Consider the following 21,363-nt stretch of genomic DNA (forward strand, 5'->3'; position numbering starts at 1 on the left):
CACTTTCTTAAATGCCCGGGACAAAGCCGACTCAGACTGATATCCACAATCCAGCACAATAGCGAGCAGCGTATGATTGCTGAATTGCAGAGAACATAACACGATCCCCTGCTATTACGCGGCGGGCCAAAGCAGCAGCGCGCCACTTACTATGGCTGTTACTGAGCGAACGTGATTCCAGAATAACCACTTGGTAAGGTAGGTTTGCCAAGTACGTTGTAACGACGCATCCCCGCTTGCTTCTAACAAGGCGTTGTTAAGGGGGACATTCTTTACAAGCGTTACCATAAAGGTACCAATAAAAAATATCAGCCCGGCAAGATAATGGTTAGAACGGGATAACACGAAAGTGAGTGACGCCACAGCCGAACCAAAAAAGCACAGATAAAATAGCGGGTTAAGTATTTCCCGGTTGATCAGTACCATGATCTCTGCCCCCTGTTCAGATTGCCTTAATGCCCGCATTACCGTGCAGGAAAAGATAAAGTAAATGCCCATCATAATGAGCATGCTGAGTTGCCCCAGTGTAGTGAGTACGTTTAATACAAGCATGGTTATGCCTCCGGTTGAGTGATACCGGTATTATGTGCATACGCGCCTGCGCGCACGTGACATTGCGTACACATACACTTACCAAACGTCCAAAATACGGTTTGGACGTTCAGGCTGCTTTTGAAGTGTTTCAGTTGCCTTTAGCCATCGCGAATTTCATACCTTATATCTCAGGGAAGGCAAACAGCCTTGCCCACAACTACCCAGCCGACATTCGGCGATATTATGAGGAAAGAGCAATGAAAGTATTAAACGCGTTAAAACTGGCGGGCCTGGCTGGCTCACTGTTATTCAGCAGTCTGTCGTTTGCATCAGCGGTTAACCTGGGCGAGAACGATGTGGCTATTCACGGTTACGATCCCGTTGCCTACTTTGTTCAGCACAAAGCCGTAGAGGGCTCTGCAAAGTACACTGCTACTTATGAAGGTGCAATTTACCGTTTTTCAAGCGCGAAGAACCGCGACATGTTTAAAGCGGATGCTGAGCATTACGCCCCACAATTCGGCGGCTACTGTGCCATGGGTGTTGCGCTGAACAAAAAGCTGGATGTGGATCCTGATGCGTTTTACATCAAAGACGACAAGCTGTTTTTAAACCTGAACAAAACCGTTCAGAAAAAATGGATGGAAGACGTACCCGGACACCTGAAAACCGCTTATCGCGTATGGGATGGCATCGAAGGTCTGTCGGTTGAAGCGACTAACGCCGAGGACTAAGCACAGATGGAATCCGAGCTGAAAGGCATATTGTCGAACGGCCATGAGTATCCTGAGCAGGTGGTGATGTTGTGGTTCACCGCCTCCTGGTGCGGACCTTGTAAACAGTTAACTCCCATTATCAACCTGCTGGAGCAGGCCCATAAAGGCTCGCTGCGGGTAGTGAAAGTGGATGCTGACGAAGAGCATGGTTTAGCCCAGATGCTGGGAGTACGGGCAGTGCCGACACTGATCCTGATGGATCGCACCAAACGTTTAGACACACACGTTGGATTGTCGAATTACGGCGAACTGAACAAGTGGGTGTCACATCATCTGAATTAATGATTGTAAGGATGTCACTATGAATCAGAAGCAAAAAATCGCTGCGGCTGCGCTGGCCATGGCATTAGCGGCCGCTGCCTCAGCACCGGCGCATGCGGCAGGCAAAGAGAAGTGTTACGGCATTTCTGCAGCGGGTCAGAATGATTGCGGTAACCTGGCGGGTACCCATTCCTGCGCAGGGCAATCTACCGTAGATAACGATCCCGGTGAGTGGAAACTGGTAGCCAAAGGCACCTGTGAATCACTGGGCGGTATGTTGAAAGACGAAGCCAAGAAGCGTTACGACGCGGCTAAAAAAGGCTAATTAGCCTGATGAGTCAATAAGGAGATGCTGATGTCTGCTATGTCACAACACTATGAGCGTGTAGAGAGCACCAGGGTGGGTGTGGGCCTGCGTCACGAGCACTATAACGAGGCGCTGACGCAGACATCTCACTCCGTTGATTTTCTGGAGATTCATGCCGAAAACTTCTTTGCAGAAGGGGGCATGATCCCACCATTTTTAGAGGCAATAGCCGAATACTATCCGCTGAGCATCCATGGCACCGCGATGGGACTTGGCTCGGCCTCTGGCGTGGACAGCCGGTACCTGAAACGGTTTTGCGAACTGGTAAACCGAGTCAATCCTATTCTGGTGTCTGATCACGCGTGTTTTACCTGGGGGCAAGTTGGCAATCAGCGGCTGCATGCCGGGGATCTGCTACCCATTACGTATAACCGGGCGTCGCTGGATATTCTGGTAGACAACATCGACCGTGTACAGCAGGCGCTGGGCCGGCAGTTGTTAATAGAAAATATTGTTAGCTATGTGGATCAGCGCAGCGATCCCATGCATGAAGCCGAGTTTTTGGCCGCCGCAGCTACGTTAACCGGGTGTGGGCTGCTGGTGGACTTAAATAATGTGCTGGTAAATGGCCGTAACTTCCACGCCCATAATCTGGCGCAGTACGCCACTACCTGGCTCAAAACCCTGCCCTCCGGGGCCGTTAAAGAAATTCATCTTGCCGGTAGCAGTGAAGTGCAGCCTGGCGAACTGGTTGTAGATGATCACAGTCAACCCGTGTCCCATGCGTGTTGGGCACTGTATCAACAGGCAATCCATATGTTTCCCGGTGCCGCTACCTTAATTGAGTGGGATAATCAGTTGCCCACCTGGGAGCGTCTGCAGGAAGAAGCCGGTACAGCCCGGTTTATATTAGCGCAAACCCTGATGGAGGCTATGTCATGAATGAGCCCACACAAAATCACGTAGCCGGTAAGCAGGACTGGTCCGGACATCAGCTTACCGGAAAGCGCCAGCATGCACTGGTAACCGATATTTTTACCCAATCGTCGTTGAGTGGCGTGCCGCCCCGCGCGTTGCAAATATACCAACGCAACCTGCAAATGACTGCGGCTCGCAGTTTAACGATTACTTATCCGGTGTTGCAGCAAATGGTGGGCGAACAGGCCATGTTTATTCTTGCGCAACGATTACTGGCCTGGGCTAAACCAACAACGGGTGACTGGGCAGAGTGGGGCGGGCAATTACCTTCTCTGATTGCCAGCAGTGAACTGGCGGCAGATCATCCTTATTTAGCCGGCGTCGCACAGCTGGAATGGGCCGTGCACGAGGCCGGTAGAAGTCGCGTTAGTGCGTTTAACCGCGCCAGTTTGTCGCTGTTAACTGATGAAGATCCCAACCAGATTGTACTTAGCCTGCAACCTTCATTAGTGGTACTTGAAAGTGCGTATCCGGTGCAGCCATTGTGGCAACTGCACCGCCAAACCGCTAACCCGGACAGCCTGTCTACTGAGGCTTTGGAGAGCATTATGCAGAACCGTCAACCGGCAAACTATGCTGTAGTGTATCAGCATCGCAATAAACCCAACGCTGAGGCCATTGATGAACAAGCGTTTGGCTGGCTGCAGGGCGTGCAGCAGGGTATGTCCTTGTCGGCGCTACTGGATGCGTATCCGGGCATTGATTTTGCGCAATGGCTAGCTTACGCCATTGAACATGAGTGGATAAATACGATTTTGTCTCAGAGGTGATCCCACCCTCCTGCTTGCGGCGCAACGCTGATGGACTCCGGCACTACACTCCTGCCCGGTAAGTCAGCGTCAATGCGCCGCTTTTTTATGTCGGTTTTATGGTTGGATATAAAAAGAAAAATGATCGCGTTTGAGCAAACATGGGCTTCAAAAACATCGGGGAAATTGGTTCAGGCTCAGGTGATGCCGCATTATCAAAGACTGCGGGAAGTGCTTAAGAAAAAAGAGGGGCGTGATGTAGTGTGATTGTTGCGACCACCAGGGTGGTCGCAACAATATAGATGGACTAACTGAACTGTTAGCTAATCAGATATACGGTCGGCTATCAAACAGGCGCTTTAGCGCGTGATTTGTATTCGCCGTTACGGGTATCGATTTCAATCCAGTCATCAACCTGACAGAAATCCGGTACCTTAATTGTGGTGCCATTGGCCAGATTAGCAGGCTTCATTACCTTGCCACTGGTGTCGCCACGAGCAGAAGCTTCAGTGTAAGTTAACTGACGAACGATAGTGGTTGGCAGATCAACAGAAATAACTTTGCCGTTGAAGAATACCGCGCTACATACGTCGCTCATGCCATCAACGATATAAGGCAATACGCTTTCGATGTCTTCTTCGTTGAGTTCGTACTGGTTGTACTCTTCATCCACGAACACATACATGTCGTCGGCTTTGTAAGAGTAGGTTACGTCGATTTGATCCAGGATCACTTGCTCAACTTTGTCGTCGAACTTGTATACGGTCTCGCTGGTTGAGCCGCTGATCAGGTTCTTCAATTTCATTTTCATGATCGCACTGTTGCGGCCAGATTTGGTGTATTCAGCTTTCTGAACAATCCAAGGCGCGCCGTCAATAAGGATCACGTTGTTTACTTTAATATCTTGTGCTGTTTTCACGAAGCTACCCAGTGTAAAAGTTAAGGGGGAGATTTTCGCGCGATTCTAGCAGTTCCGCACAAATGTACATAGCTTTTCCGCTAGACTTTGTTGTTCTGATAGCGCAGCACACCAATTTTCTGCATGGCATTGCAGATTTTTACTGTGTTGTTGCCAGGCTAACCAACTGGTGGAGAGGCTTTTTTGTGTGTTCCAGCTCAGCCACCACTGCCTTACAGCCTCTGCGGTAGCTGGGTTTGCGCTGTGCAGGTAACGATCGAGGAACGCGTTGAGCTTGTCGAGATGAATATCATCCTGCTGCTGGTATATGTGCCACAAAAAAGGTTTACCGGCCCATTGCGCCCGAACAAATGAGTCCTCCCCGCGCACCAGATTCAGGTCACAACTCCACAACAGTGAGTCGTACGCTTGTTGGGTAACAAATGGAATGGCCTGAATGGTAACCTGCCCACGTGAGTAACTATTGCCGCTTTCCAGTGTGTCGATATTCAGCCAGCGCGCAATATCTGCCACAATGCGACCGGGCGGTACTAACAACTGATAGTGTTGCTCACCTTCTGCAAGTGTATTTAGCCAACTGTCGATATGCGGATTCTCGTAGGTAAACAGTGAAACCAACATGCTGCCAGGCGCGCGGCTTACTCCCAGACTCAACAGAAAACGCCGCTGCTGCTCAGCATCAAATTGCTGGCGTTGTTGCAGCAGTGTCTGTTCGCGCAGCAAACCGCCGGTGTTGTTAGTAAAACCCGGAAAGTAAAAGTATTTGCTTGGACCGCAAAGCTGCGGAGAGGGCAGTAAATGGCACCCCTCTACCCACGCTTCGGCACTTAAATATTCAAGGTTGATCCACAACGAGGCAGGCGAACGCTCGGCCATTGCTATTTTTATGTGTTGCGGCAGTTCGCAGGCAAAGGCTTCAATGACTATATCCGCTGGTTCAACATGCAATTGCGGTTGCCAATGAACTATCTCAACCCCCTCAACTTGTTGGGTTTGGCATAACGGGTTAACCGGCGGGCACAAATGCCGGAATGCTCCCAGATCATCCACCAGTAAACGCACAGACTGTTTGTACTCTGCACTGAGCTGCCTGGCCAGACGCCATGTCACACCTATGTCGCCATAGTTATCAACGACATGACAAAAAATATCCCAGCTCTTCATCCAACAAACCTGCACAGTGATAAAGCCGTGAGTATAAATGATCCCGGCGATGTAGGAACACATTGTTGTTAGGGCAGCTTGGCGTAACAGGGCAGGTTCAACATTGCAGACGAACGGCTAATTTTGTTAACCGGCTTTCCCCGAAAATAGCGTCATCTGAATTACCTAGGGTGAACGTTATTATGAAAGTGAGCAAAATTAAGCAATGGCTGGGGGCGGTATTTACCGCTGGGATGATTGTTTTATCGGTGCCTTCTGCAGGCATGGCCGATGAAATATCGGTTGACTATATTCGCGGCGAAGGCGATGTGCAGGGGGTAAAACTGGCGTTTCGTCGCAACAGCGATTATTTACACGCGTATTTTCCCTCGCTTGACTTGAGTTTTGAAGCCAGTATCAACCTATGGGAATACGGCGATCCCAGCCGTTACGACAGCAACTTTGTACTGGCGTTTTCACCGGTATTCCGACACACCTTTTACGAAAACTACAATGGTGCCGTATACGGTGAATTTGGCATAGGTGTGTCGCTGTTGGATGATACTCAGTTTGCCGGCAAAGACATCAGCACGCATTTTCAGTTTGAAGACAGATTGGGGATTGGTTATCGGTTTGGTAGCGAGCGCGAGCATGCTGTTACCCTGCGCTATTTTCATTATTCCAACGGCGGTCTGAAAAGCCCGAATCCCGGCTATGACTTCATCAGCCTGTCGTTTTCAACAAGATTGTAGTGCCAACGACCCCGATTCTTTGTGCTTACGGAAATGACGAGAGGATTGGGTCGCATTTTGAGTGAATCGGTGGCTTTTTGGCCATCACTCAGGGGTAGCATTTTACTATCCCAAACCCAACCTGGATTTATACTATGACTGGAATTACTCTGCGCCGCCTGGTTGTGGCGGCGACACTTACCATTACTGCTTCACTTGCCGCATGGTTACCTTTTGCCAGCAGCGCGCAACAAGCCAATTTGGCGGGTGAAGTGTTAGCACCGGATTTAACCTTTCATGCCGCCGATGGCGAAACCTTCTCTTTGCAGCAACGCTGGGAAAAAAAGCCGGTGCTGCTGTATTTCTGGGCTACCTGGTGCCCGTACTGCAAAAAGGCGACGCCAAATGTTACCGCCCTGCATCACGATTTTGGTGACAGCATAGACGTACTGGGCATTAACGTGGCCATTAACGACACACAGGAAAAAATGCACGCGTACTTACACGACTATGGTGTGGACTTTCCGGTGATGTTTGATGCGCAGGCGGAACTTACCAGTGAGTTTATGGTAACCGGTACACCGGTGTTTGTGGTGTTGTCGCAACGCGGCGAGATTTTGTATCGCAGCCACCGCTATCCGGCAGGGATTGAATCCGTATTGGTGAGAAATTTCTGATGAACAGAATAAGCCCCCACATCGCAGAAAACATGACGCAACTGGCAACGGAATCCGTAACAGAACCCAACAGAAACTGCGCCTACCAAGTAAAAAAGTGCAGTAAAGCCGCGCGAAAGATTACCCCGGCATTGTTGGCGGAAGCGCTTAAAACCGCATTGGTAGTGGGCACCATTATTATGGTGATCAACCAGTTTGAAGCCTTTGAGGGAACGATGGCCATTGATATAACCAAAGCGGCGCTGAGTTATTGTGTACCCTTTTGCGTATACCTGTACGGTAGCCTGAAAGTAAGAGATTAACCGCGCCGTATTTACCCCGCCCTCAATGCAACAGCAAAGCCCAAGCCCCGATAGTGTGTAGTGACTCCGGGGCTTTTGGCTTATTAGTACTGAGCCAAAAAAGGTTGAGGCGTTAATACTCGATTTCGAGCTGAGTCAGTTAGAATGAGAAAGCCGAACATACTTCAGTGTGTATGTCACAACCCGCCTTGTCACAACCCGCCTGTGGAAGCACCGATAATGGTTATTCTGTGGAGTCGGGTGCTACTATGAAGTTTCTTTAGTTAATTGTTTGCTGAAAAATATATTGTATTAACGTACGTCTAGGCGTACGATTTTCGTGTGCTAATGGAGATAAATCATGAATACACTTACGGCAAGCGAAGCAAGGGCAAATCTATACAGATTGCTCGATCAAACGAGTGAGACACATCAACCAATTACCATTACTGGCAAGCGAAATAGTGCAGTATTGATTTCATCTGAAGACTGGGAATCAATTCAAGAAACCCTTTACTTGCTGTCTGTACCAGGGATGCGAGAAAGTATTCGCGACGGCATGGCAGAGCCCATTGACGATTGCTCCAAGGAGCTGGATTGGTGACTTGGCAACTTGTGTACACAAAGCAAGCGCAAAAAGATGCAAAAAAACTATCATCATCAGGCTTAAAAGAGAAAGCCAAAGATTTACTTAATATTGTCGCCAACAATCCTTATCAAAATCCGCCTCCCTACGAGAAATTGGTGGGCGACCTATCTGGAGCTTATTCGAGACGAATCAATATTCAGCATAGGTTGGTGTATCAAGTAATTGAAGAGCAGCACACTGTAAAAGTTCTACGTTTGTGGACTCACTATGAATAAATACCGAACTAATTCTGCTTAACGTGTTGTCACTTCAGTGTTAGAGCTACCGTCTTTGGTAGCTATTCGTTTTATGCGTTTAGCTGATTAGTCGGGCGGTCAATTATTAAAGCAAAGTGGGAAAAATGATAAAAGCATTTTGTATTAATTGTGGCGAGGGGAAACAAGATCCTCATAAAAAATGCAGTGCCTGTGGTTTATTACCGAACAAGAAATCGGATATTGTAAAAAGCGTATGGTTATCAACGGAGCGTTGCTTATCCGAAGATGAGTTAGAGGTTGATAACAGGCCAACTATCGAAGAGCTGCAAACCTTCGCAAGCGAGATTAAATACGGCAAACAAGTAGCCTATCCACAAAATGAAATTGAGTTGTTAACAAAACAATTTGAGGAAGTATCTGAAGTATCGTGGTTCAAGGTATTATTAGTGGGTTTACCGTTTATAATTATCCCAATAATTGCAATGGTGTTGTTAATTAGCGAAACCCTCTGAATACAGCCTCATTTGTTCATACACCGTAGTTTAGCGTTAATAGCCAATGTCGCTCAGCAAGGAGCAAGTATGACAAAGTATTTCATTATTATCATCGCAATACTCGTTTCGGGTTGTACCAGTGTTGCTACCACACAGCGTCCAAATGATTACTACAGCCCGGCGAGTAACGAAGTAAGTGATGAACCCTTATTTGGGTCTGTGGGGGCCGCCCTTGCAGACAAAGACATAGAGCGAATTCTTAATTATCGCCTTGCGCTGCCCGCCCAGAATAGAATTGCTATTCTCAGGTTGTCGGACGACAGCTATTGGCGCTACTACTCAAATGATTTCACGCAGCTTAACCATTCCATTGCGGCTGATTTTGTTGGGCAGCTAAAACAATCACCCAGAGTGTATGATGCGTCATTCTTGCCCAGCTTGTTGGTGCCTGAGCAACGAACGGTGCCATTTCTTCGGGAAGCGGCGGCACGTTATCAGGCTGATTTACTGTTGGCCTACCGGTCTACCTGCCGTACCTTTGAAAAGTACAAATTCATTGATCCAAATGAAACAAAGGCTTACTGCACGGTTGAAGCCGTGTTGCTGGATGTGCGTTCTGGCATAGTGCCATTTACGGTTGTATCCACCAACGAATTTGCCGCTCGAAAGCAAGAAGGGGATATCAATTTTAATGAAACCATTAAAAAGGCAGAGATGGCCGCTGTGGCTAAGTCATTGAAAGAGGCAGCATCTCAGCTCAATGCGTTTTTAATGACAATTGGCACGTTGCAGTGAGCAGGTTTTGCAAGGCTACACTGAGTCCCTTCAAAGAGGAGCACAACGCAGTGCTCTGTTCCGTTACTATTTAACAAGGCTAAATGGATAGCGCGTAACTGCGCTATCTGCCAGTATGAATAACCTGCCTCAGGGTTGCACACTAAACGTAGGGTAGTGGCCCGCCAGTTCGCCAAACTCAGACAAACGCGCTTGAATAGTACCCGCCATTTCAGGGGTAACCACATTGGGTACCCGTGCGGCATCGGTAACAAAATTGTACTGTTTAAGCTGGTGCTGAAAACTGCCCGGCGCCTGCTTGTCGGCCAAACGGGTATGTACCGATAACGCCGACAGCTTTTCAACTGATAAGCGATGGCTGAACCTGTGTACGCCCAGGTAAGTGAAAGCTTCGCGCACGTAGCTATCGCTTTTTGCGATGAGCGCGTCCATTAGTGCAAATAGCAGGGCATTAACCGACGGCTCGGGTAACAACAAGGTGAGTAAAGTACCTGTTGTATCACCCAACATGGGGGAAGTGCCACCGGGTATGGAGATGTCTACCAGGATTTGCTGCGACAAACGCTGTTCGATGTTCAGGACATGAACAGGCGAGCTGTCGTAAGTGGTATTTCGCATCAGTGCCGTTACCTGACGGCGAAATTGCATCAGTGACACGGGTTCCTCGTTGTCTAATAAACTGCCGGCTTGCTCAGCGATAAGCCGTGCATCCTGATGGGTGCTGAACGGCGCACTGATGTGGTGTTCAAAGCGAATTTTCAGCAGCTCTCGCACTTCGTGCTCGCGGGCTTTTTTAATCGCCAAAAAGATGGTTTGCACCAATTCAGAGGTTGGTACATTGCTGTCGATTCGCCATTTTCGGCCGTACACAATTTTACGATTTGGCTGAGCAGCTACCGGCAGATAGGTGTCGAACCCAATTAATCCAATCTGGATATATAAACCATGGGTGTCCTGGCCTGCGAATATCAGGGTAGTGTCGTTAAACGCGCAATCGAGCGCCACTTGTTCAATACTGCACTGGGTTTGGGCGTATTGCAGGTAATGCTGAGGCACACAGGATGCACCGCTGTTCAGCAGAACTCGCGGTGCATCGGGTAACGGGCGCTCGGCAGACAGTGCCAGATTGCTCATTGCTTTCTCCCTTATGCAGCGTTTGCCTGGGGCAAGCGCTTGTTATACAGCCATTTTATAAAGTGATCGGCTGATAGTTGTCCTGCACCCCAAAACACAATGTGCGCAAGGATTAAGCCCCAGATCACGTGTCCGTAGAGGGCCGCAGGTGCAATTTCTTCCAGGCTGATCACCGCCACCACATTGACAATACTCAGCACAATGGCACTCAGGCGACTGGCTAATCCGGTGGTGAGTAAAACCGGTACCACCAACTCCGCAAGCGTGGCTAAATAGGCCGCTAACACAACCGGTAAAAAAGGCACGTGATATTCGTATTCAAACAGAAACAACGTGGTTTCCCAGTCAGCGATTTTAGTGAGTCCGGAGGCAAAAAATACCCACGATACGTATACGCGACCGGCCATAGTAAGCAGGGGCTGAGCCGCATTGAAAGCAGCTGACATGCCGCTGATGATACGGCCTGTCTGTAAAACAATGGATTTCATAAAAGTATTCCTTGTGCAAACGTTGTTAAATTGGCTTGTGAACCGGTTTGGGCCTCGTCACAAGCGTAATGTACGACTCTGCGGGTTGCTTGTTGAAACCGGGCGTCCTGCGTTTCATACCAATTAAAACTTATGCGTTGCCACGTAATTTCAACCAGGCCTTCGGAGAAACCCCCAGTTTTTTGCGGAAAATGCGTGCCAGGGCTGAGCCGTGTTCGTAGCCCACTTCATTGGCCACCAGATTCACTGGCTTTTGGTTCAGTAACAGCTCCTGAGCCTGATTAATGCGAATGTCGGTGAGATATTCATTGGGTGTGGTACCTACCACCTCACGAAACGTCGCGGCAAACTTAGAGCGCGACATCGCTGCTTCGCCAGCCAGCGATTCTACCGACCAGTTATGCGCAGGGTTACGGTGCATGGCGCTCATGGCCTTGGCAATCGCCGGATGCGAAAGCGCCGCCAGCATGCCGCCCTGGCTAAGATTGTTGTCCAGCACGTAACGCATTACCTGCAACAAAAACATTTCGCTGAGCTTATCTATCATCACCGAGCGGGTAACTGACTCGCTGAACGCCTCTTCAAACAACCAGGCGGCGGTTTGTCCTATGTGTTTTTCGATGCTCAGTGGCAAACACAGTAATTCCGGCAGGGCGTCGAGCAACAACGCGCGGTTATGCGATTCCAGACTCACGGTGGCACACACTAACTGGGCGTTTTCAGACTGATTTGCCAGGATCCTGTGCTCTACCGGGCCGGGAATAAAAATCACACTGGGTTCGTCGATCACGATTTTTTGTTTCTCGCGCATCAGCAGCGTAAGTCTGCCAGAACGAAGTAAGTGCAAATGCCCTTTGTTGTTGCCTTCAAACGATTGAATGCCACAGAGTCGGCCGCTAAAAAATACATCTGCTTTAACGGCCGTTTTGCGCAGAATGTCTGCAATATTATTCACGGTATTTCCTTTTAAATAGCGGCTTGTGCCGTACTGTTGCGCTTTGCTTGTTGCAACCACTGACGCGGCGATAAGCCCAGCTTTTTCTTAAAAATGCGTGCTAGGGCGGAGCCGTGCTCGTAGCCCACTTCACCAGCCACGTAATTCACTGGTTTGTTGTTCTTCAGTAGTTTTTGCGCCAGTGTGAGTCGCAGGCCGGTGATGTATTCGTTGGGTGTTTGCCCTACCAGGTGTTTAAACTGCTCTGCAAATTTAGACCGGGACATCGCCGCAATACTTGCAAGGTTGTCTAAGGTCCAGTGATAGGCTGGATCCTGGTGAATCTGATTGATAACCCTGGACATTTGCGGATGGTTAATGGCACTGACTGTCCCTTCCTGCAAATTGCCGTGTTCGGTGGCGTGGCGCAGAATTTGTAAAATGAACATTTCGCCCAGCCGGTTCAGCATGGCTTGCTTACCAAAGCGCTGGGTTTGTATTTCGTTGAGCAACCAGCGGGCAGTGCCCGATACCGCGCAGTCAGGGGTAAGTTGTAAATACATGACTTCTGGCAGGGAATTCACCAATAACGACGACTGATTGGCCGAAAACGTAACACTGGCACTGATTAATCTGGCGTCTGCGTTGGTTTGTACCGGTTCAATTCGGTGAGCAACACCCGTAGGGAAGAACACCATAGAGGGGCGGTCCATCAGTAGCTCGCGCTGACCCTTGCGTGTAATACGCACTTTGCCAGACTCCAGTAAATGCAGCTGTCCGGTTGTACCGAAGTGTTTGGCTGCCGATAATGTGCCGCAGTGATTTACTTCACTGGTAAACGTATGTTGATTAAGTAATGCACTTAAATTTTCCATGTCGGTTGTCTCTCTTTTACGATAACAGTCGATGTTGAACCTTCTGTTGCCCGGCTTAAAACCGCTAAATTCGAGCAATACGATGCCAAAGCCCGCTTGTTAACGAAGCAGCCTGGTTTGTCACTACTGCGTATCAACGTGGTGACTGTGCGAATAAGGTGTATGAAAGCTGACGTGACATCACGTCAGCCCGCCAGGTTACAAGCCCAATTCAGATAGCCCGGGATGATCATCAGGACGTCGTCCTTCAGGCCAGTGAAACAGGCGCTCTTCCTTGGTGATGGGGAGATCGTTGAGCGATGCGTAACGATTAACCATCAGGCCTTGCTCATTGAATTCCCAGTTTTCGTTGCCATAAGAACGGAACCAGTTACCGGAGTCGTCACGCCATTCATAGGCATAGCGCACCGCAATGCGGTTGTCGGTAAAGGCCCACAGTTCCTTGATCAGTCGGTATTCCAGTTCTTTTGCCCATTTGCGCGACAAAAATTCCCGGGCCTGATCGCGACCTTCAATGAATTCGGCACGATTACGCCACTTAGTACCCAGGCTGTAAGCCAGTGCAACGCGCTGGGCATCCCTTGAGTTCCAGCCGTCTTCAGCCAAACGCACTTTTTTGATTGCTGTTTCGCGGGTAAACGGTGGAACGGGTGGACGGTATTCATCAATAGCGTGCATGAGGTTGCTCCTTGTGTAAGTGATGCTTAAAACGGGATCACCAGTGGAAAATCCACGTCGGTATCGGCTACGTTATTCACGCTGTTCGTCCAGGTGTTCAGGGCAACGTGAAGGATAATTTCAATGATTTCTGCATCGCTGTATCCTGCTTGCTTTACCGCATCCAGCAACTGATCGTTTACCCGGCCATTAAGCTCAGATACCGCCACAGCAAATTGCAATGCGGCCTGGATTTTTGGATCCTGCGATAAACCACTGCGGTTGGATTTAATTTCGCTGTCGGCCATTTTGGCTAAATTAACAGCAATAAAGCTGTGCGCAGACAAGCAGTAGGTACAGCGGTTCACTTCGGCAATTGCCAGGGCAATGGCTTCTTGTAACTGAATGGGTAATACCCCTTCTGTTAATGATTCAGATAACGCCAGGTAGCCTTTTAGTGCCGCCGGATTATTAGCAACCAGACGGAATAAGTTTGGCACCATACCCAGCTTGGCTTTTACGGCATTAAGTAACGGTTGCGATGCTTCAGGGGCATCATTAATTGACTCAGGGATAGTTAAACGAGACATTATGTATTCCTTGGTTGGTTAAATATTCGTCTTGTTGGTTAATGTAAAGCGACCTGATTGATGCGGGTAGTGGGTAATTGTGTGTAGCACCTACCCATTTTTTGGAGAGATAAATGGATCGACTCAGTGCAATGCAGATTTTCAGTACGGTAATGGAGTGCGGCAGTTTTTCCGCTGCAGCCCGCAAACTGAATAAGCCCCAAACTACGGTGAGTCGGCAGGTAAAGGAGCTTGAAGATCATTTGGGTGTACAGTTGGTGTTGCGCTCCACGCGCAATCTGGTGCTTACCGATGCAGGGGAGAAATACCTGGCATCCAGCCGCGAAGTGCTGTCGATGGTGGCTGAAATGGAACGCGACGCCAAAGGCGAGTATCAGGAGCCGAAAGGCTGTTTAACCGTAACCGCCCCGATCATTATGGGCCGGATGCACGTTTTTCCGCTGCTGGCCGAATACCTCAAATTGTACAGCGACGTAAGTGTAAAGCTGATCCTAACCGACCAAAATATGCACTTGTACGAGGATGTGGTTGATGTGGCTATTCGGGTTGGCAGGTTACCCGACAGCGAGCTGGTGGCTAAACGGGTGGGTGAAGTTCAAAAAATCCTGTGTGCCAGCCCAGGGTATCTGGCCCAGCGCGGCATACCCCAAAATTTAGAGGCACTTGCCAGCCACGACTGCATTACGTTTGAAGGACTGGATTCGCCTAACCACTGGCGTTTTACCGTTAACAACGAAGAGCAAAACGTGCCGGTGAATTCACGGGTTAGGGCAAATTCTACCGACATAGCAGTGCATTCTGCCCGTCAGGGATTGGGCATTGCCCGTGTGCTGTCGTATCAGGCGTTGCCCTGGCTAAAAAGTGGCGAACTCAATCGCGTGTTACAGCCGTTCGCGCCCGAACCCTATCCGGTAAGTATGTTGTATATACGCCAGGATGTGCTGCCGTTAAAACAGCGCAGTTTTATTGATTTTATGACTCCGCGTTTACAGGCAACCTTTCAACGGATCAGTGAAGACTGGCAAGCCTTAACCAATTAGAGCCTTATTGCGGTGTAACTGGAACAACCCGTCCGTATTTCTGTTCCAAGCGTCCGTTTATGCACCTGCGCGGTTGTTGAGTATCCCGATGCAGCGTATGTATGTGGCCATGTTTACAATCACATACTTCGTAATTTATGCGCACTTTGGTTAAATTGTATTTCTACCTGCTCAGCAGAATATGGCCCGCACTGGCGGCAAAACATGCTGGTAGGCTGCTGTTTACTCCACAACTTCCTGCCAGCTTACCGGATATGCCTTCACCCGATGAAGTGGTGTGTGTAAGTGACGATACCTGCGTCATGATTTGGCGGGGGCAGGGAAAAACGGTACTGCTGATGCACGGTTGGTCAGGGGCGGTTGAACAATTTACCCACCTGTTGCCCAGGCTATTACATCTGGGTTGCCGGGTAGTGGCACCCGTGCCAAAAGGGCATCGTTATCAGGGGGAAGGGCGCTCCCATCCGGGCTATTTTATCAAAGCAGTGAATGAAGTACTTACCTACCAGTCGTTGCGCGTTCACGCTGCAATCGGACACTCCATGGGCGGCAGTGCACTGGCGTTGCACGGGGTTTCTCACCTGCAAATTGCCAGAGTGGTACTCATTGGTGCCCCAGCGGGTTTAACTGGTGTACTTAACCGGTTTGGCCATTTTCTTGGGTTTAACCAACGCGCGCAGAACGCGCTGTATGCGTTAGCCGATAGTACAGTTGGTGTGTCGCATGAGGCAATGGATGCCGCCACCCATTTAATGAAAACGGCCCAGCGCGCACTGGTTATTCACGACAAGGACGATCGCGAAGTCCCCTTCAAGGATGCTGAACAGTATGTGATGAAACATCCCGATGCCAGATTGTACTCCACAGAAGGATTTGGCCACCGGCGCATTCTGCAAAACGACGCAGTTATAAACGAAATTATTGATTTTATTAGGTAAATTTTATTGTCTGTTTGCAACACTTTTCACATTTTGTTACCACTCAATACTGGACGAATTGCCTGTTTTTTCGGTATTTCTGTGCAGCATGTTTACTACAGCACAATAAAATTACGCCTTAATAACAGGTAAATGCCTCAGGCGTAACTATAACAAAAGGACAGAAACGAGCATGAAGCGGTTTATTTTTTGGACACTTGGCACACTGGTAATTCTGGTGGCCTGGGTGACTGTTAATTTTGTGGCAACCACCGAAGGTTGGGGGCTGACGCCACTTGCGGAGCCTGGAGACACCATAGGTTTTACCAGAGCCATCAGCAATGAAGCGCGCACCGAAGCAAAAGGCAATCTGGTACTTGCTGTGCTGAACAACGGCAAGGTAGTACACAGTGATGCTATGTCGACGGGCAAACCCGTATCCGACAAATCGGTATTTGGTGTGGCATCGCTCAGCAAATGGGTAACGGCCGTTGGGGTAATGCAGCTGGCGCAGCAGGGTAAACTCGATCTGGATGTGCCGGTATCCACCTATTTAACCCGCTGGCAATTACCGCCCAGCGAATTCGACAACAACAAAGTAACCTTGCGTTTATTGCTGAGTCATACCGCTGGTATCACCGATGGGTTGGGCCACAGTGGGTTTGCGCCTGGCGAACCGGTTCAGGCGCTGGAGTCTCATCTTACCCAGGCCATGGATGCAGACCCGGGCAAAAGCGGCAAAGTGCAGGTGGGTATAGAGCCTGGCACAACGTGGATGTATTCCGGTGGCAGCTACAATTTAACGCAATTGATTGTAGAGGAAGTTACCGGCGAGTCGTTTGCACAATACATGCAAAAGGCGGTATTCGAGCCGCTGGGCATGACCCACTCAAGTTTTATATTGGATCGCGCCGACCCAACTGTGGCGCAGTATTTCGGTGAAAACGGTGTTGAACAGGTATACCCCAATTATACGTCGCTGGCTGCCACGGGGTTGTACACTACGTTGAGTGATTTAGTTCGCTTTGCCAATGCGCAATTACCTTCAACGGTGGCTGATCCTGCCATGCCAAGACTACTGAGCGACAGTAGCCTGGCAGACATGCGCACACCAATAGCCAACATTGACGGACTGGATATCTGGGGCACCGGTATTATGTTGTTCGCGCCAAATGGCAAAGGCGACAATGTGGTAGGGCATGGCGGACAGTCGCCGTATTTAAACAGTACCGTGAGAATCGATCCGGCCTCGGGCGATGGTTTTATTGCCATTCAGTCGGGCAATAAAGAAGCGCTGGCGTCGAACCTGGCAACGCACTGGACCACGTGGAAAACCGGCAAACCCGATATCTACGTGCTGGGTAACACCTTTCCGGCTATGATCATGCGAGTGTTAACAGGAGCCGTTGTTATACTGGTTACTGCCATTGCATTAGGTATTTTCACCGGCTTACGCCGTAAACGGGCAAACCGTTAAGTAATTATTCTAATTGCCCGCATATAAGCGGGCACAGTCGGCTATTTTTTTCTGACTATAGCTCGTAGACTACCCGAAAACTCACGTCATTACTTACGCCATCGGGGCCTCCCCGGGTTTCTTTGGCGGGGTTGAGTTTATAGTAGGCAGATCCACCGGCAATGTGCACGGCTGGACAAACCCATAGGTTTTTGATGGCATCGTCCCAACAGGACATCGTCCATTCCCTTGCGTTGCCGTAAAGGTTGTAGAGCCCTAGACTGCTTGGCAGTTTCATTTTTACCGGTTCAGGGTAGATTGATCTATCGTTGCAAATTTCTGTCGAATCGTCGCTAAATTTGTTAGCAAAAGCCTGGTCACGAATATTAGCGTGAAGACAATTGTCTGTCATACCATTTTGTTTTTCCAAAGCAATCATTTCGTGGGGGGTAGCAAAGGTGAACCACTCACTTCGGGTTGGTAATCGCACGTTACGATTAAGCTTTTTAGACAACCATTGTGTGTACTTTATTGCATCAAACAACGAAACACACACAATGGGATGAGTATTGGTTTGGCGATATCCAGGTGATTCAGAATTGGCTTGTTTGGATCTTTTGGTTTCATAGTTAAATATATTACATCCACCTGAGCGCTGAGACTCACTTCGGTAGCGGGTTTCACTCTGAAACAACTGAAATTGTTCAACTGTGATTTCAGTATCACTCACTCCAAGTCTAAATTGCTGGTCTATAGAAGTTATTTCAATAAAGGTAGGAAACTGTTCGCCAAAGGAGTATTTTGTGGCAGAAAAGCGACTATTAGCCAGTATGTTGTCTGTTTCTTTCGTAACCACGACTTCAGAACGGCTATGCTGCTGAATGTTTTGCTTTATTCTGGGCTCTGGGGCAAGACTCTGAGGGGGAGCTAACTCATGGGATGATTCTTGTGCTAGCATCGGTGTAGCATTTATATCAGCACCAATATCTGTGCCATAACGAACTGCATATACCTCCAACTGCTTTTCATTTTGACCAATTTGTGTGGCAATTGTGTTGAGTTCAGTTTCCTTTTTTACGAGTAAACGACTTTTGACAGAGAGCAGTGTTTCAAGTTTGTCTTTTTGATTTTTTAAATCGTTAACGATGTCGATGTAATCACTATCTACTTCTACTAGTTCCCTCGCCAGATCATACTCACTATCAAGGTTTTTAAGTTCAATTCGCACCTTAATTACCTCAGCCTGTAGGGCAATTAAAGTACTTCTGGTATTGAACAACTGCTCATTGAGTTGATTATTCTGTGATCTGAGTTCGGCGACATCCTGCTGCGCGGATTTCGCCGCTGACGCGGTACTTAATGAATCAAGAAGCAAAAATATAGAAAAACAAATCAGTTTAGATAAGCGAGAAGAAAACATCTTGGCAGTCCTTTAACCAATATGGAGTGAAAACACATAACGCACTGAGGTTTATAAGATATAAGGTTGCCTGCTGCTGTGCAAATATCAATCACATTTCATGGGTTGGTATTACCACTTATCCAATAAGTTTTTCTTAGCCCTCGAAAATTGCATCCGCTACTTCAAATCCCAAACGCGCTGCCAGCCTGGCGGTGCGTTTGTCTATGTCGAAGCCGGGATTCATTTCGGCGATATCACACAATGTCCACTTGTAGTTGAGTGGCTGTTGCTGCTTTGCCAGATAATGAAGCATGTTAATAGCAAACCGCACGTCGATACCCAGCGCACTGGGTGCGCTTACGCCCGGTGCCGCGGAAGCCGGGAAGGCATCCAGACAAATCGTTACGTAGAGCTGGTCGATTTGTTGCAACATGGGGGTAAGCAGGGCGGTTGCGGCCTCCAGCGTACAGTGGGTGTCCAGTAAATAACGGGTTTGGGTGACGTTGGCAAAGTCAAATAGCGCCTGGGTGTTGGCTGCTTTTGAGACACCTAAACAGGCATAGTGAAAAGCGTGCCCATGCTGCTGGCAATGGTCGTATATTTGCCGAAATGGCGTACCTGAACTGGTGTGCGGCGCCGGGCGTCGCAGATCGAAGTGCGCGTCAAAGTTAATAATGCCAATGGTTTGTGGTTCATCAGACGCGTGCTGTAACGCATTCAATAATCCCTGATAGCTACCCCAGGCAATTTCATGTCCGCCGCCTAAGCCCAACACAACTTGTTGTTGGCTGAGCGCTTCAGTTACCGCGTTGGCATAGTGCAACTGTGCTGCGGCTAAATCCTGCTCGGCCTGAATATCGCCACCATCTTGTAACCGGGCATTCCAGTGCCAGGGCAGATTGGCAAGCGCTTCGCGGATGGCATTTGGCCCATTACAGGCTCCTGGCCGTCCTTTGTTGGCTTGTACACCCAAATCACAGGCAAGCCCCACTAGTGACAGCATTGGCAACGGAGTATCCCCAGATTGATTGACTACCTGATGCCAGCGCAGCCCTTTTGCGCCGTCTTCGGTATCGGTGCGACCCTGCCAGTTAAACATGTTGGCCTCCAAAAAACACCTGTGTTGGGCGATGCCCGTTTAAGGTATACACCAGTTCGGCAGGCGTGTTGATGTCCCACAAGGTTAAATCGGCCAGTTTGCCGGGTTTAATTTCGCCTCTGTCACTGAGACCCAATGCGAGTGCCGCATTTAGCGTAGCGCCTCTTAGCGATTCTTCGGGGGTTAAACCAAACAGCACACAGGCCATGTTCATGGCGGTGAGCAGCGACGCGATTGGCGAACTGCCAGGGTTTAAATCGGTAGCGACGGCCATAGGAACATTGTGCTGGCGAAGCGCCGATACAGGGGGCTTTTGTACTTCATTTAAATAATAAAACGCCCCCGGTAATAATACGGCTACGGTGCCACTTTCTGCCAGGTGCGGAATGTCAGACTCGGCCAGGTACTCAATATGATCAACCGATAAGGCGTTGTATTTTGCAGCCAGTACCGCCCCTTTGCTGTCGGTGAGTTGTTCAACATGGGCTTTTACCGGAATACCAAATTGTTGGGCAGCTTTGAACACGCGTTCGGTTTGTGCAGTAGTAAATCCAATGGACTCACAAAACACGTCTACGGCGTTTGCTAACTGTTGTGACGCAACATTGGGCAACACCGTTTGGCACACAAAGTCGATATAGTTTTCGGCGTTATCGGCAAACTCCGGGGGTAATGCATGTGCGCCTAAGTAGGTGGTTGAAATTCTGACTGGCAGCTGGCTTTCGAGGGATTTAGCCACCCGCAACATGCGCAATTCAGTGTCATTGTCGAGGCCATATCCGGATTTAACTTCAACCGTGGTAACGCCTTCCTCGGTAAGGCGTTTGGCGCGCTTTAACGCACTGTTAAGCAGCTCAGCTTCGCTGGCGGCGCGCGTTTTTGCTACGGTGCTTTTAATGCCACCGCCTTGCAGGGCAATGTCTTTGTAGCTTACGCCTTGTAAGCGCAGTTCAAATTCGTTGGCGCGATCGCCGCCAAATACCAGATGCGTGTGACAGTCGATAAAGCCGGGCAATAACCATTGCTGGTGGCCGTTAATGCGGGTGTTTGCTGATAATTCACTAAGGGCGTCAGCGTGATATAGCCCCGCAATTAAGCCTTGGTGTAACGCCACTACGGATTCAGATAATTCGCCGTAGGGCAGGCCATTGGGCTGCATAGACGCAATACGCACATTGTAAATAAGGGTATCGAACTGCACAGACATAAGCGTTCCGTAAAAGCATTCCGGCTGCATAAAAGATGAGATAAGCATACTTGTACATACTTGTATATACAAG

Annotated in this window: 28 protein-coding genes; 16 read left to right on the plus strand and 12 right to left on the minus strand. The window is 49.1% G+C overall.

All coding sequences use genetic code 11. The annotated features are described in order from the left end of the window. Positions 1-114: 114 nt before the first annotated feature. A complete protein-coding gene (locus ACLR2L_RS06030; protein WP_413366557.1) occupies positions 115-552 on the minus strand; it encodes a DUF1772 domain-containing protein in 438 nt (145 codons plus the stop codon). Positions 553-791: 239 nt separating this feature from the next. On the opposite strand from ACLR2L_RS06030, the gene ACLR2L_RS06035 reads away from it, so the two are divergent. The 6 genes from ACLR2L_RS06035 (at position 792) to ACLR2L_RS06060 (ending at position 3,872) form a co-directional block, all read left to right on the plus strand. After that, entirely contained in the window at positions 792-1,268 is a 477-nt protein-coding gene (locus ACLR2L_RS06035) for a YHS domain-containing (seleno)protein (protein ID WP_140956414.1), read from the plus strand. Between the two features lie 6 nt (positions 1,269-1,274). After that, complete coding sequence (locus tag ACLR2L_RS06040) at positions 1,275-1,592, plus strand: thioredoxin family protein (RefSeq protein ID WP_140956413.1); 318 nt, start codon at positions 1,275-1,277, stop codon at positions 1,590-1,592. Positions 1,593-1,611: 19 nt separating this feature from the next. Next, a complete protein-coding gene (locus ACLR2L_RS06045) occupies positions 1,612-1,896 on the plus strand; it encodes a DUF2282 domain-containing protein (RefSeq protein WP_140956412.1) in 285 nt (94 codons plus the stop codon). Between the two features lie 30 nt (positions 1,897-1,926). Further along, positions 1,927-2,820: a DUF692 domain-containing protein gene (locus tag ACLR2L_RS06050; protein WP_413366560.1), complete on the plus strand. Its 894-nt coding sequence runs from the start codon at positions 1,927-1,929 to the stop codon at positions 2,818-2,820. After that, the gene (locus ACLR2L_RS06055; RefSeq protein ID WP_413366562.1) at positions 2,817-3,626 is read left to right on the plus strand and encodes a putative DNA-binding domain-containing protein; all 810 of its coding nucleotides are present in this window, start codon (positions 2,817-2,819) and stop codon (positions 3,624-3,626) included. Before ACLR2L_RS06050 ends, ACLR2L_RS06055 begins: the two co-directional genes overlap by 4 nt. Positions 3,627-3,698: 72 nt before the next feature. Continuing rightward, positions 3,699-3,872, plus strand: coding sequence for a hypothetical protein (locus tag ACLR2L_RS06060; protein ID WP_413366564.1), 174 nt, complete (start codon positions 3,699-3,701; stop codon positions 3,870-3,872). Between the two features lie 79 nt (positions 3,873-3,951). Here ACLR2L_RS06060 and efp read toward each other — a convergent pair whose 3' ends face one another. Continuing rightward, positions 3,952-4,524: an elongation factor P gene (efp, locus tag ACLR2L_RS06065; RefSeq protein WP_140956409.1), complete on the minus strand. Its 573-nt coding sequence runs from the start codon at positions 4,522-4,524 to the stop codon at positions 3,952-3,954. Positions 4,525-4,569: 45 nt separating this feature from the next. Further along, positions 4,570-5,688 (minus strand): elongation factor P maturation arginine rhamnosyltransferase EarP, encoded by a 1,119-nt coding sequence (earP, locus tag ACLR2L_RS06070; protein ID WP_413366567.1) that lies wholly within the window; start codon positions 5,686-5,688, stop codon positions 4,570-4,572. A 182-nt stretch (positions 5,689-5,870) separates the two neighbouring features. Here earP and ACLR2L_RS06075 point away from each other — a divergent pair, with 182 nt between their 5' ends. The 7 genes from ACLR2L_RS06075 (at position 5,871) to ACLR2L_RS06105 (ending at position 9,491) form a co-directional block, all read left to right on the plus strand. After that, positions 5,871-6,419 (plus strand): acyloxyacyl hydrolase, encoded by a 549-nt coding sequence (locus ACLR2L_RS06075; RefSeq protein WP_413366569.1) that lies wholly within the window; start codon positions 5,871-5,873, stop codon positions 6,417-6,419. Between the two features lie 134 nt (positions 6,420-6,553). After that, a complete protein-coding gene (locus ACLR2L_RS06080; RefSeq protein ID WP_413366571.1) occupies positions 6,554-7,075 on the plus strand; it encodes a TlpA family protein disulfide reductase in 522 nt (173 codons plus the stop codon). Then, positions 7,075-7,377, plus strand: coding sequence for a nitrate/nitrite transporter NrtS (nrtS, locus tag ACLR2L_RS06085; protein WP_413366573.1), 303 nt, complete (start codon positions 7,075-7,077; stop codon positions 7,375-7,377). The genes ACLR2L_RS06080 and nrtS overlap by 1 nt, the downstream gene beginning before the upstream one ends. A gap of 340 nt (positions 7,378-7,717) precedes the next feature. After that, complete coding sequence (locus tag ACLR2L_RS06090; protein ID WP_413366575.1) at positions 7,718-7,960, plus strand: type II toxin-antitoxin system Phd/YefM family antitoxin; 243 nt, start codon at positions 7,718-7,720, stop codon at positions 7,958-7,960. Next, positions 7,957-8,220 carry a Txe/YoeB family addiction module toxin gene (locus ACLR2L_RS06095; protein WP_413366613.1) on the plus strand — a complete coding sequence of 88 codons (264 nt, stop codon included), beginning with the start codon at positions 7,957-7,959 and terminating at the stop codon, positions 8,218-8,220. Before ACLR2L_RS06090 ends, ACLR2L_RS06095 begins: the two co-directional genes overlap by 4 nt. A gap of 125 nt (positions 8,221-8,345) precedes the next feature. Continuing rightward, on the plus strand, positions 8,346-8,714 hold the full coding sequence (locus ACLR2L_RS06100) for a hypothetical protein (RefSeq protein ID WP_413366577.1): 369 nt from the start codon (positions 8,346-8,348) through the stop codon (positions 8,712-8,714). A 69-nt stretch (positions 8,715-8,783) separates the two neighbouring features. Then, complete coding sequence (locus ACLR2L_RS06105; protein WP_413366579.1) at positions 8,784-9,491, plus strand: hypothetical protein; 708 nt, start codon at positions 8,784-8,786, stop codon at positions 9,489-9,491. A gap of 129 nt (positions 9,492-9,620) precedes the next feature. Here ACLR2L_RS06105 and ACLR2L_RS06110 read toward each other — a convergent pair whose 3' ends face one another. From ACLR2L_RS06110 to ACLR2L_RS06135, 6 genes are all read right to left on the minus strand, one after another. Then, positions 9,621-10,625: a hypothetical protein gene (locus ACLR2L_RS06110; RefSeq protein ID WP_413366581.1), complete on the minus strand. Its 1,005-nt coding sequence runs from the start codon at positions 10,623-10,625 to the stop codon at positions 9,621-9,623. 11 nt (positions 10,626-10,636) lie between these two features. Then, complete coding sequence (locus ACLR2L_RS06115; protein ID WP_413366583.1) at positions 10,637-11,113, minus strand: DoxX family protein; 477 nt, start codon at positions 11,111-11,113, stop codon at positions 10,637-10,639. 130 nt (positions 11,114-11,243) lie between these two features. Next, positions 11,244-12,068, minus strand: a complete 825-nt coding sequence (locus ACLR2L_RS06120) for a cupin domain-containing protein (RefSeq protein WP_140956396.1) — start codon at positions 12,066-12,068, stop codon at positions 11,244-11,246. Between the two features lie 11 nt (positions 12,069-12,079). Further along, positions 12,080-12,922, minus strand: coding sequence for an AraC family transcriptional regulator (locus tag ACLR2L_RS06125; protein WP_140956395.1), 843 nt, complete (start codon positions 12,920-12,922; stop codon positions 12,080-12,082). Positions 12,923-13,120: 198 nt separating this feature from the next. Beyond that, positions 13,121-13,600, minus strand: a complete 480-nt coding sequence (locus ACLR2L_RS06130) for a DUF1348 family protein (RefSeq protein WP_413366586.1) — start codon at positions 13,598-13,600, stop codon at positions 13,121-13,123. A 26-nt stretch (positions 13,601-13,626) separates the two neighbouring features. Continuing rightward, positions 13,627-14,169, minus strand: coding sequence for a carboxymuconolactone decarboxylase family protein (locus ACLR2L_RS06135; RefSeq protein ID WP_413366588.1), 543 nt, complete (start codon positions 14,167-14,169; stop codon positions 13,627-13,629). A gap of 113 nt (positions 14,170-14,282) precedes the next feature. Here ACLR2L_RS06135 and ACLR2L_RS06140 point away from each other — a divergent pair, with 113 nt between their 5' ends. The 3 genes from ACLR2L_RS06140 to ACLR2L_RS06150 all read left to right on the plus strand — a co-directional run bounded on the left by ACLR2L_RS06140 (position 14,283) and on the right by ACLR2L_RS06150 (position 17,603). Continuing rightward, positions 14,283-15,209: a LysR family transcriptional regulator gene (locus tag ACLR2L_RS06140; protein WP_140956392.1), complete on the plus strand. Its 927-nt coding sequence runs from the start codon at positions 14,283-14,285 to the stop codon at positions 15,207-15,209. 137 nt (positions 15,210-15,346) lie between these two features. Next, positions 15,347-16,147 (plus strand): alpha/beta fold hydrolase, encoded by an 801-nt coding sequence (locus tag ACLR2L_RS06145; RefSeq protein WP_140956391.1) that lies wholly within the window; start codon positions 15,347-15,349, stop codon positions 16,145-16,147. A 172-nt stretch (positions 16,148-16,319) separates the two neighbouring features. Beyond that, entirely contained in the window at positions 16,320-17,603 is a 1,284-nt protein-coding gene (locus ACLR2L_RS06150; RefSeq protein WP_413366591.1) for a serine hydrolase domain-containing protein, read from the plus strand. A gap of 55 nt (positions 17,604-17,658) precedes the next feature. Here ACLR2L_RS06150 and ACLR2L_RS06155 read toward each other — a convergent pair whose 3' ends face one another. From ACLR2L_RS06155 to hutI, 3 genes are all read right to left on the minus strand, one after another. After that, the gene (locus ACLR2L_RS06155; protein WP_413366593.1) at positions 17,659-19,002 is read right to left on the minus strand and encodes an SUMF1/EgtB/PvdO family nonheme iron enzyme; all 1,344 of its coding nucleotides are present in this window, start codon (positions 19,000-19,002) and stop codon (positions 17,659-17,661) included. A 136-nt stretch (positions 19,003-19,138) separates the two neighbouring features. Next, positions 19,139-20,083: a formimidoylglutamase gene (hutG, locus tag ACLR2L_RS06160; protein WP_413366595.1), complete on the minus strand. Its 945-nt coding sequence runs from the start codon at positions 20,081-20,083 to the stop codon at positions 19,139-19,141. Continuing rightward, positions 20,076-21,290 (minus strand): imidazolonepropionase, encoded by a 1,215-nt coding sequence (gene hutI / locus ACLR2L_RS06165; protein WP_413366597.1) that lies wholly within the window; start codon positions 21,288-21,290, stop codon positions 20,076-20,078. Before hutI ends, hutG begins: the two co-directional genes overlap by 8 nt. Between the last annotated feature and the right edge of the window lie 73 nt (positions 21,291-21,363).

The sequence above is a fragment of the Alteromonas sp. AMM-1 genome, assembly GCF_047290655.1.
Lineage (GTDB): Bacteria > Pseudomonadota > Gammaproteobacteria > Enterobacterales > Alteromonadaceae > Alteromonas > Alteromonas mangrovi.

Bases quoted from the DNA above. Each gene is read 5' to 3' on its own strand.
- ACLR2L_RS06030 (WP_413366557.1), bottom strand. From the start codon at position 552: ATGCTTGTATTAAACGTACTCACTACACTGGGGCAACTCAGCATGCTC.
- ACLR2L_RS06035 (WP_140956414.1), top strand. From the start codon at position 792: ATGAAAGTATTAAACGCGTTAAAACTGGCGGGCCTGGCTGGCTCACTG.
- ACLR2L_RS06040 (WP_140956413.1), top strand. From the start codon at position 1,275: ATGGAATCCGAGCTGAAAGGCATATTGTCGAACGGCCATGAGTATCCT.
- ACLR2L_RS06045 (WP_140956412.1), top strand. From the start codon at position 1,612: ATGAATCAGAAGCAAAAAATCGCTGCGGCTGCGCTGGCCATGGCATTA.
- ACLR2L_RS06050 (WP_413366560.1), top strand. From the start codon at position 1,927: ATGTCTGCTATGTCACAACACTATGAGCGTGTAGAGAGCACCAGGGTG.
- ACLR2L_RS06055 (WP_413366562.1), top strand. From the start codon at position 2,817: ATGAATGAGCCCACACAAAATCACGTAGCCGGTAAGCAGGACTGGTCC.
- ACLR2L_RS06060 (WP_413366564.1), top strand. From the start codon at position 3,699: ATGCGCCGCTTTTTTATGTCGGTTTTATGGTTGGATATAAAAAGAAAA.
- earP (WP_413366567.1), bottom strand. From the start codon at position 5,688: ATGAAGAGCTGGGATATTTTTTGTCATGTCGTTGATAACTATGGCGAC.
- ACLR2L_RS06075 (WP_413366569.1), top strand. From the start codon at position 5,871: ATGAAAGTGAGCAAAATTAAGCAATGGCTGGGGGCGGTATTTACCGCT.
- ACLR2L_RS06080 (WP_413366571.1), top strand. From the start codon at position 6,554: ATGACTGGAATTACTCTGCGCCGCCTGGTTGTGGCGGCGACACTTACC.
- nrtS (WP_413366573.1), top strand. From the start codon at position 7,075: ATGAACAGAATAAGCCCCCACATCGCAGAAAACATGACGCAACTGGCA.
- ACLR2L_RS06090 (WP_413366575.1), top strand. From the start codon at position 7,718: ATGAATACACTTACGGCAAGCGAAGCAAGGGCAAATCTATACAGATTG.
- ACLR2L_RS06100 (WP_413366577.1), top strand. From the start codon at position 8,346: ATGATAAAAGCATTTTGTATTAATTGTGGCGAGGGGAAACAAGATCCT.
- ACLR2L_RS06105 (WP_413366579.1), top strand. From the start codon at position 8,784: ATGACAAAGTATTTCATTATTATCATCGCAATACTCGTTTCGGGTTGT.
- ACLR2L_RS06110 (WP_413366581.1), bottom strand. From the start codon at position 10,625: ATGAGCAATCTGGCACTGTCTGCCGAGCGCCCGTTACCCGATGCACCG.
- ACLR2L_RS06115 (WP_413366583.1), bottom strand. From the start codon at position 11,113: ATGAAATCCATTGTTTTACAGACAGGCCGTATCATCAGCGGCATGTCA.
- ACLR2L_RS06125 (WP_140956395.1), bottom strand. From the start codon at position 12,922: ATGGAAAATTTAAGTGCATTACTTAATCAACATACGTTTACCAGTGAA.
- ACLR2L_RS06130 (WP_413366586.1), bottom strand. From the start codon at position 13,600: ATGCACGCTATTGATGAATACCGTCCACCCGTTCCACCGTTTACCCGC.
- ACLR2L_RS06135 (WP_413366588.1), bottom strand. From the start codon at position 14,169: ATGTCTCGTTTAACTATCCCTGAGTCAATTAATGATGCCCCTGAAGCA.
- ACLR2L_RS06140 (WP_140956392.1), top strand. From the start codon at position 14,283: ATGGATCGACTCAGTGCAATGCAGATTTTCAGTACGGTAATGGAGTGC.
- ACLR2L_RS06145 (WP_140956391.1), top strand. From the start codon at position 15,347: ATGCGCACTTTGGTTAAATTGTATTTCTACCTGCTCAGCAGAATATGG.
- ACLR2L_RS06150 (WP_413366591.1), top strand. From the start codon at position 16,320: ATGAAGCGGTTTATTTTTTGGACACTTGGCACACTGGTAATTCTGGTG.
- ACLR2L_RS06155 (WP_413366593.1), bottom strand. From the start codon at position 19,002: ATGTTTTCTTCTCGCTTATCTAAACTGATTTGTTTTTCTATATTTTTG.
- hutG (WP_413366595.1), bottom strand. From the start codon at position 20,083: ATGTTTAACTGGCAGGGTCGCACCGATACCGAAGACGGCGCAAAAGGG.
- hutI (WP_413366597.1), bottom strand. From the start codon at position 21,290: ATGTCTGTGCAGTTCGATACCCTTATTTACAATGTGCGTATTGCGTCT.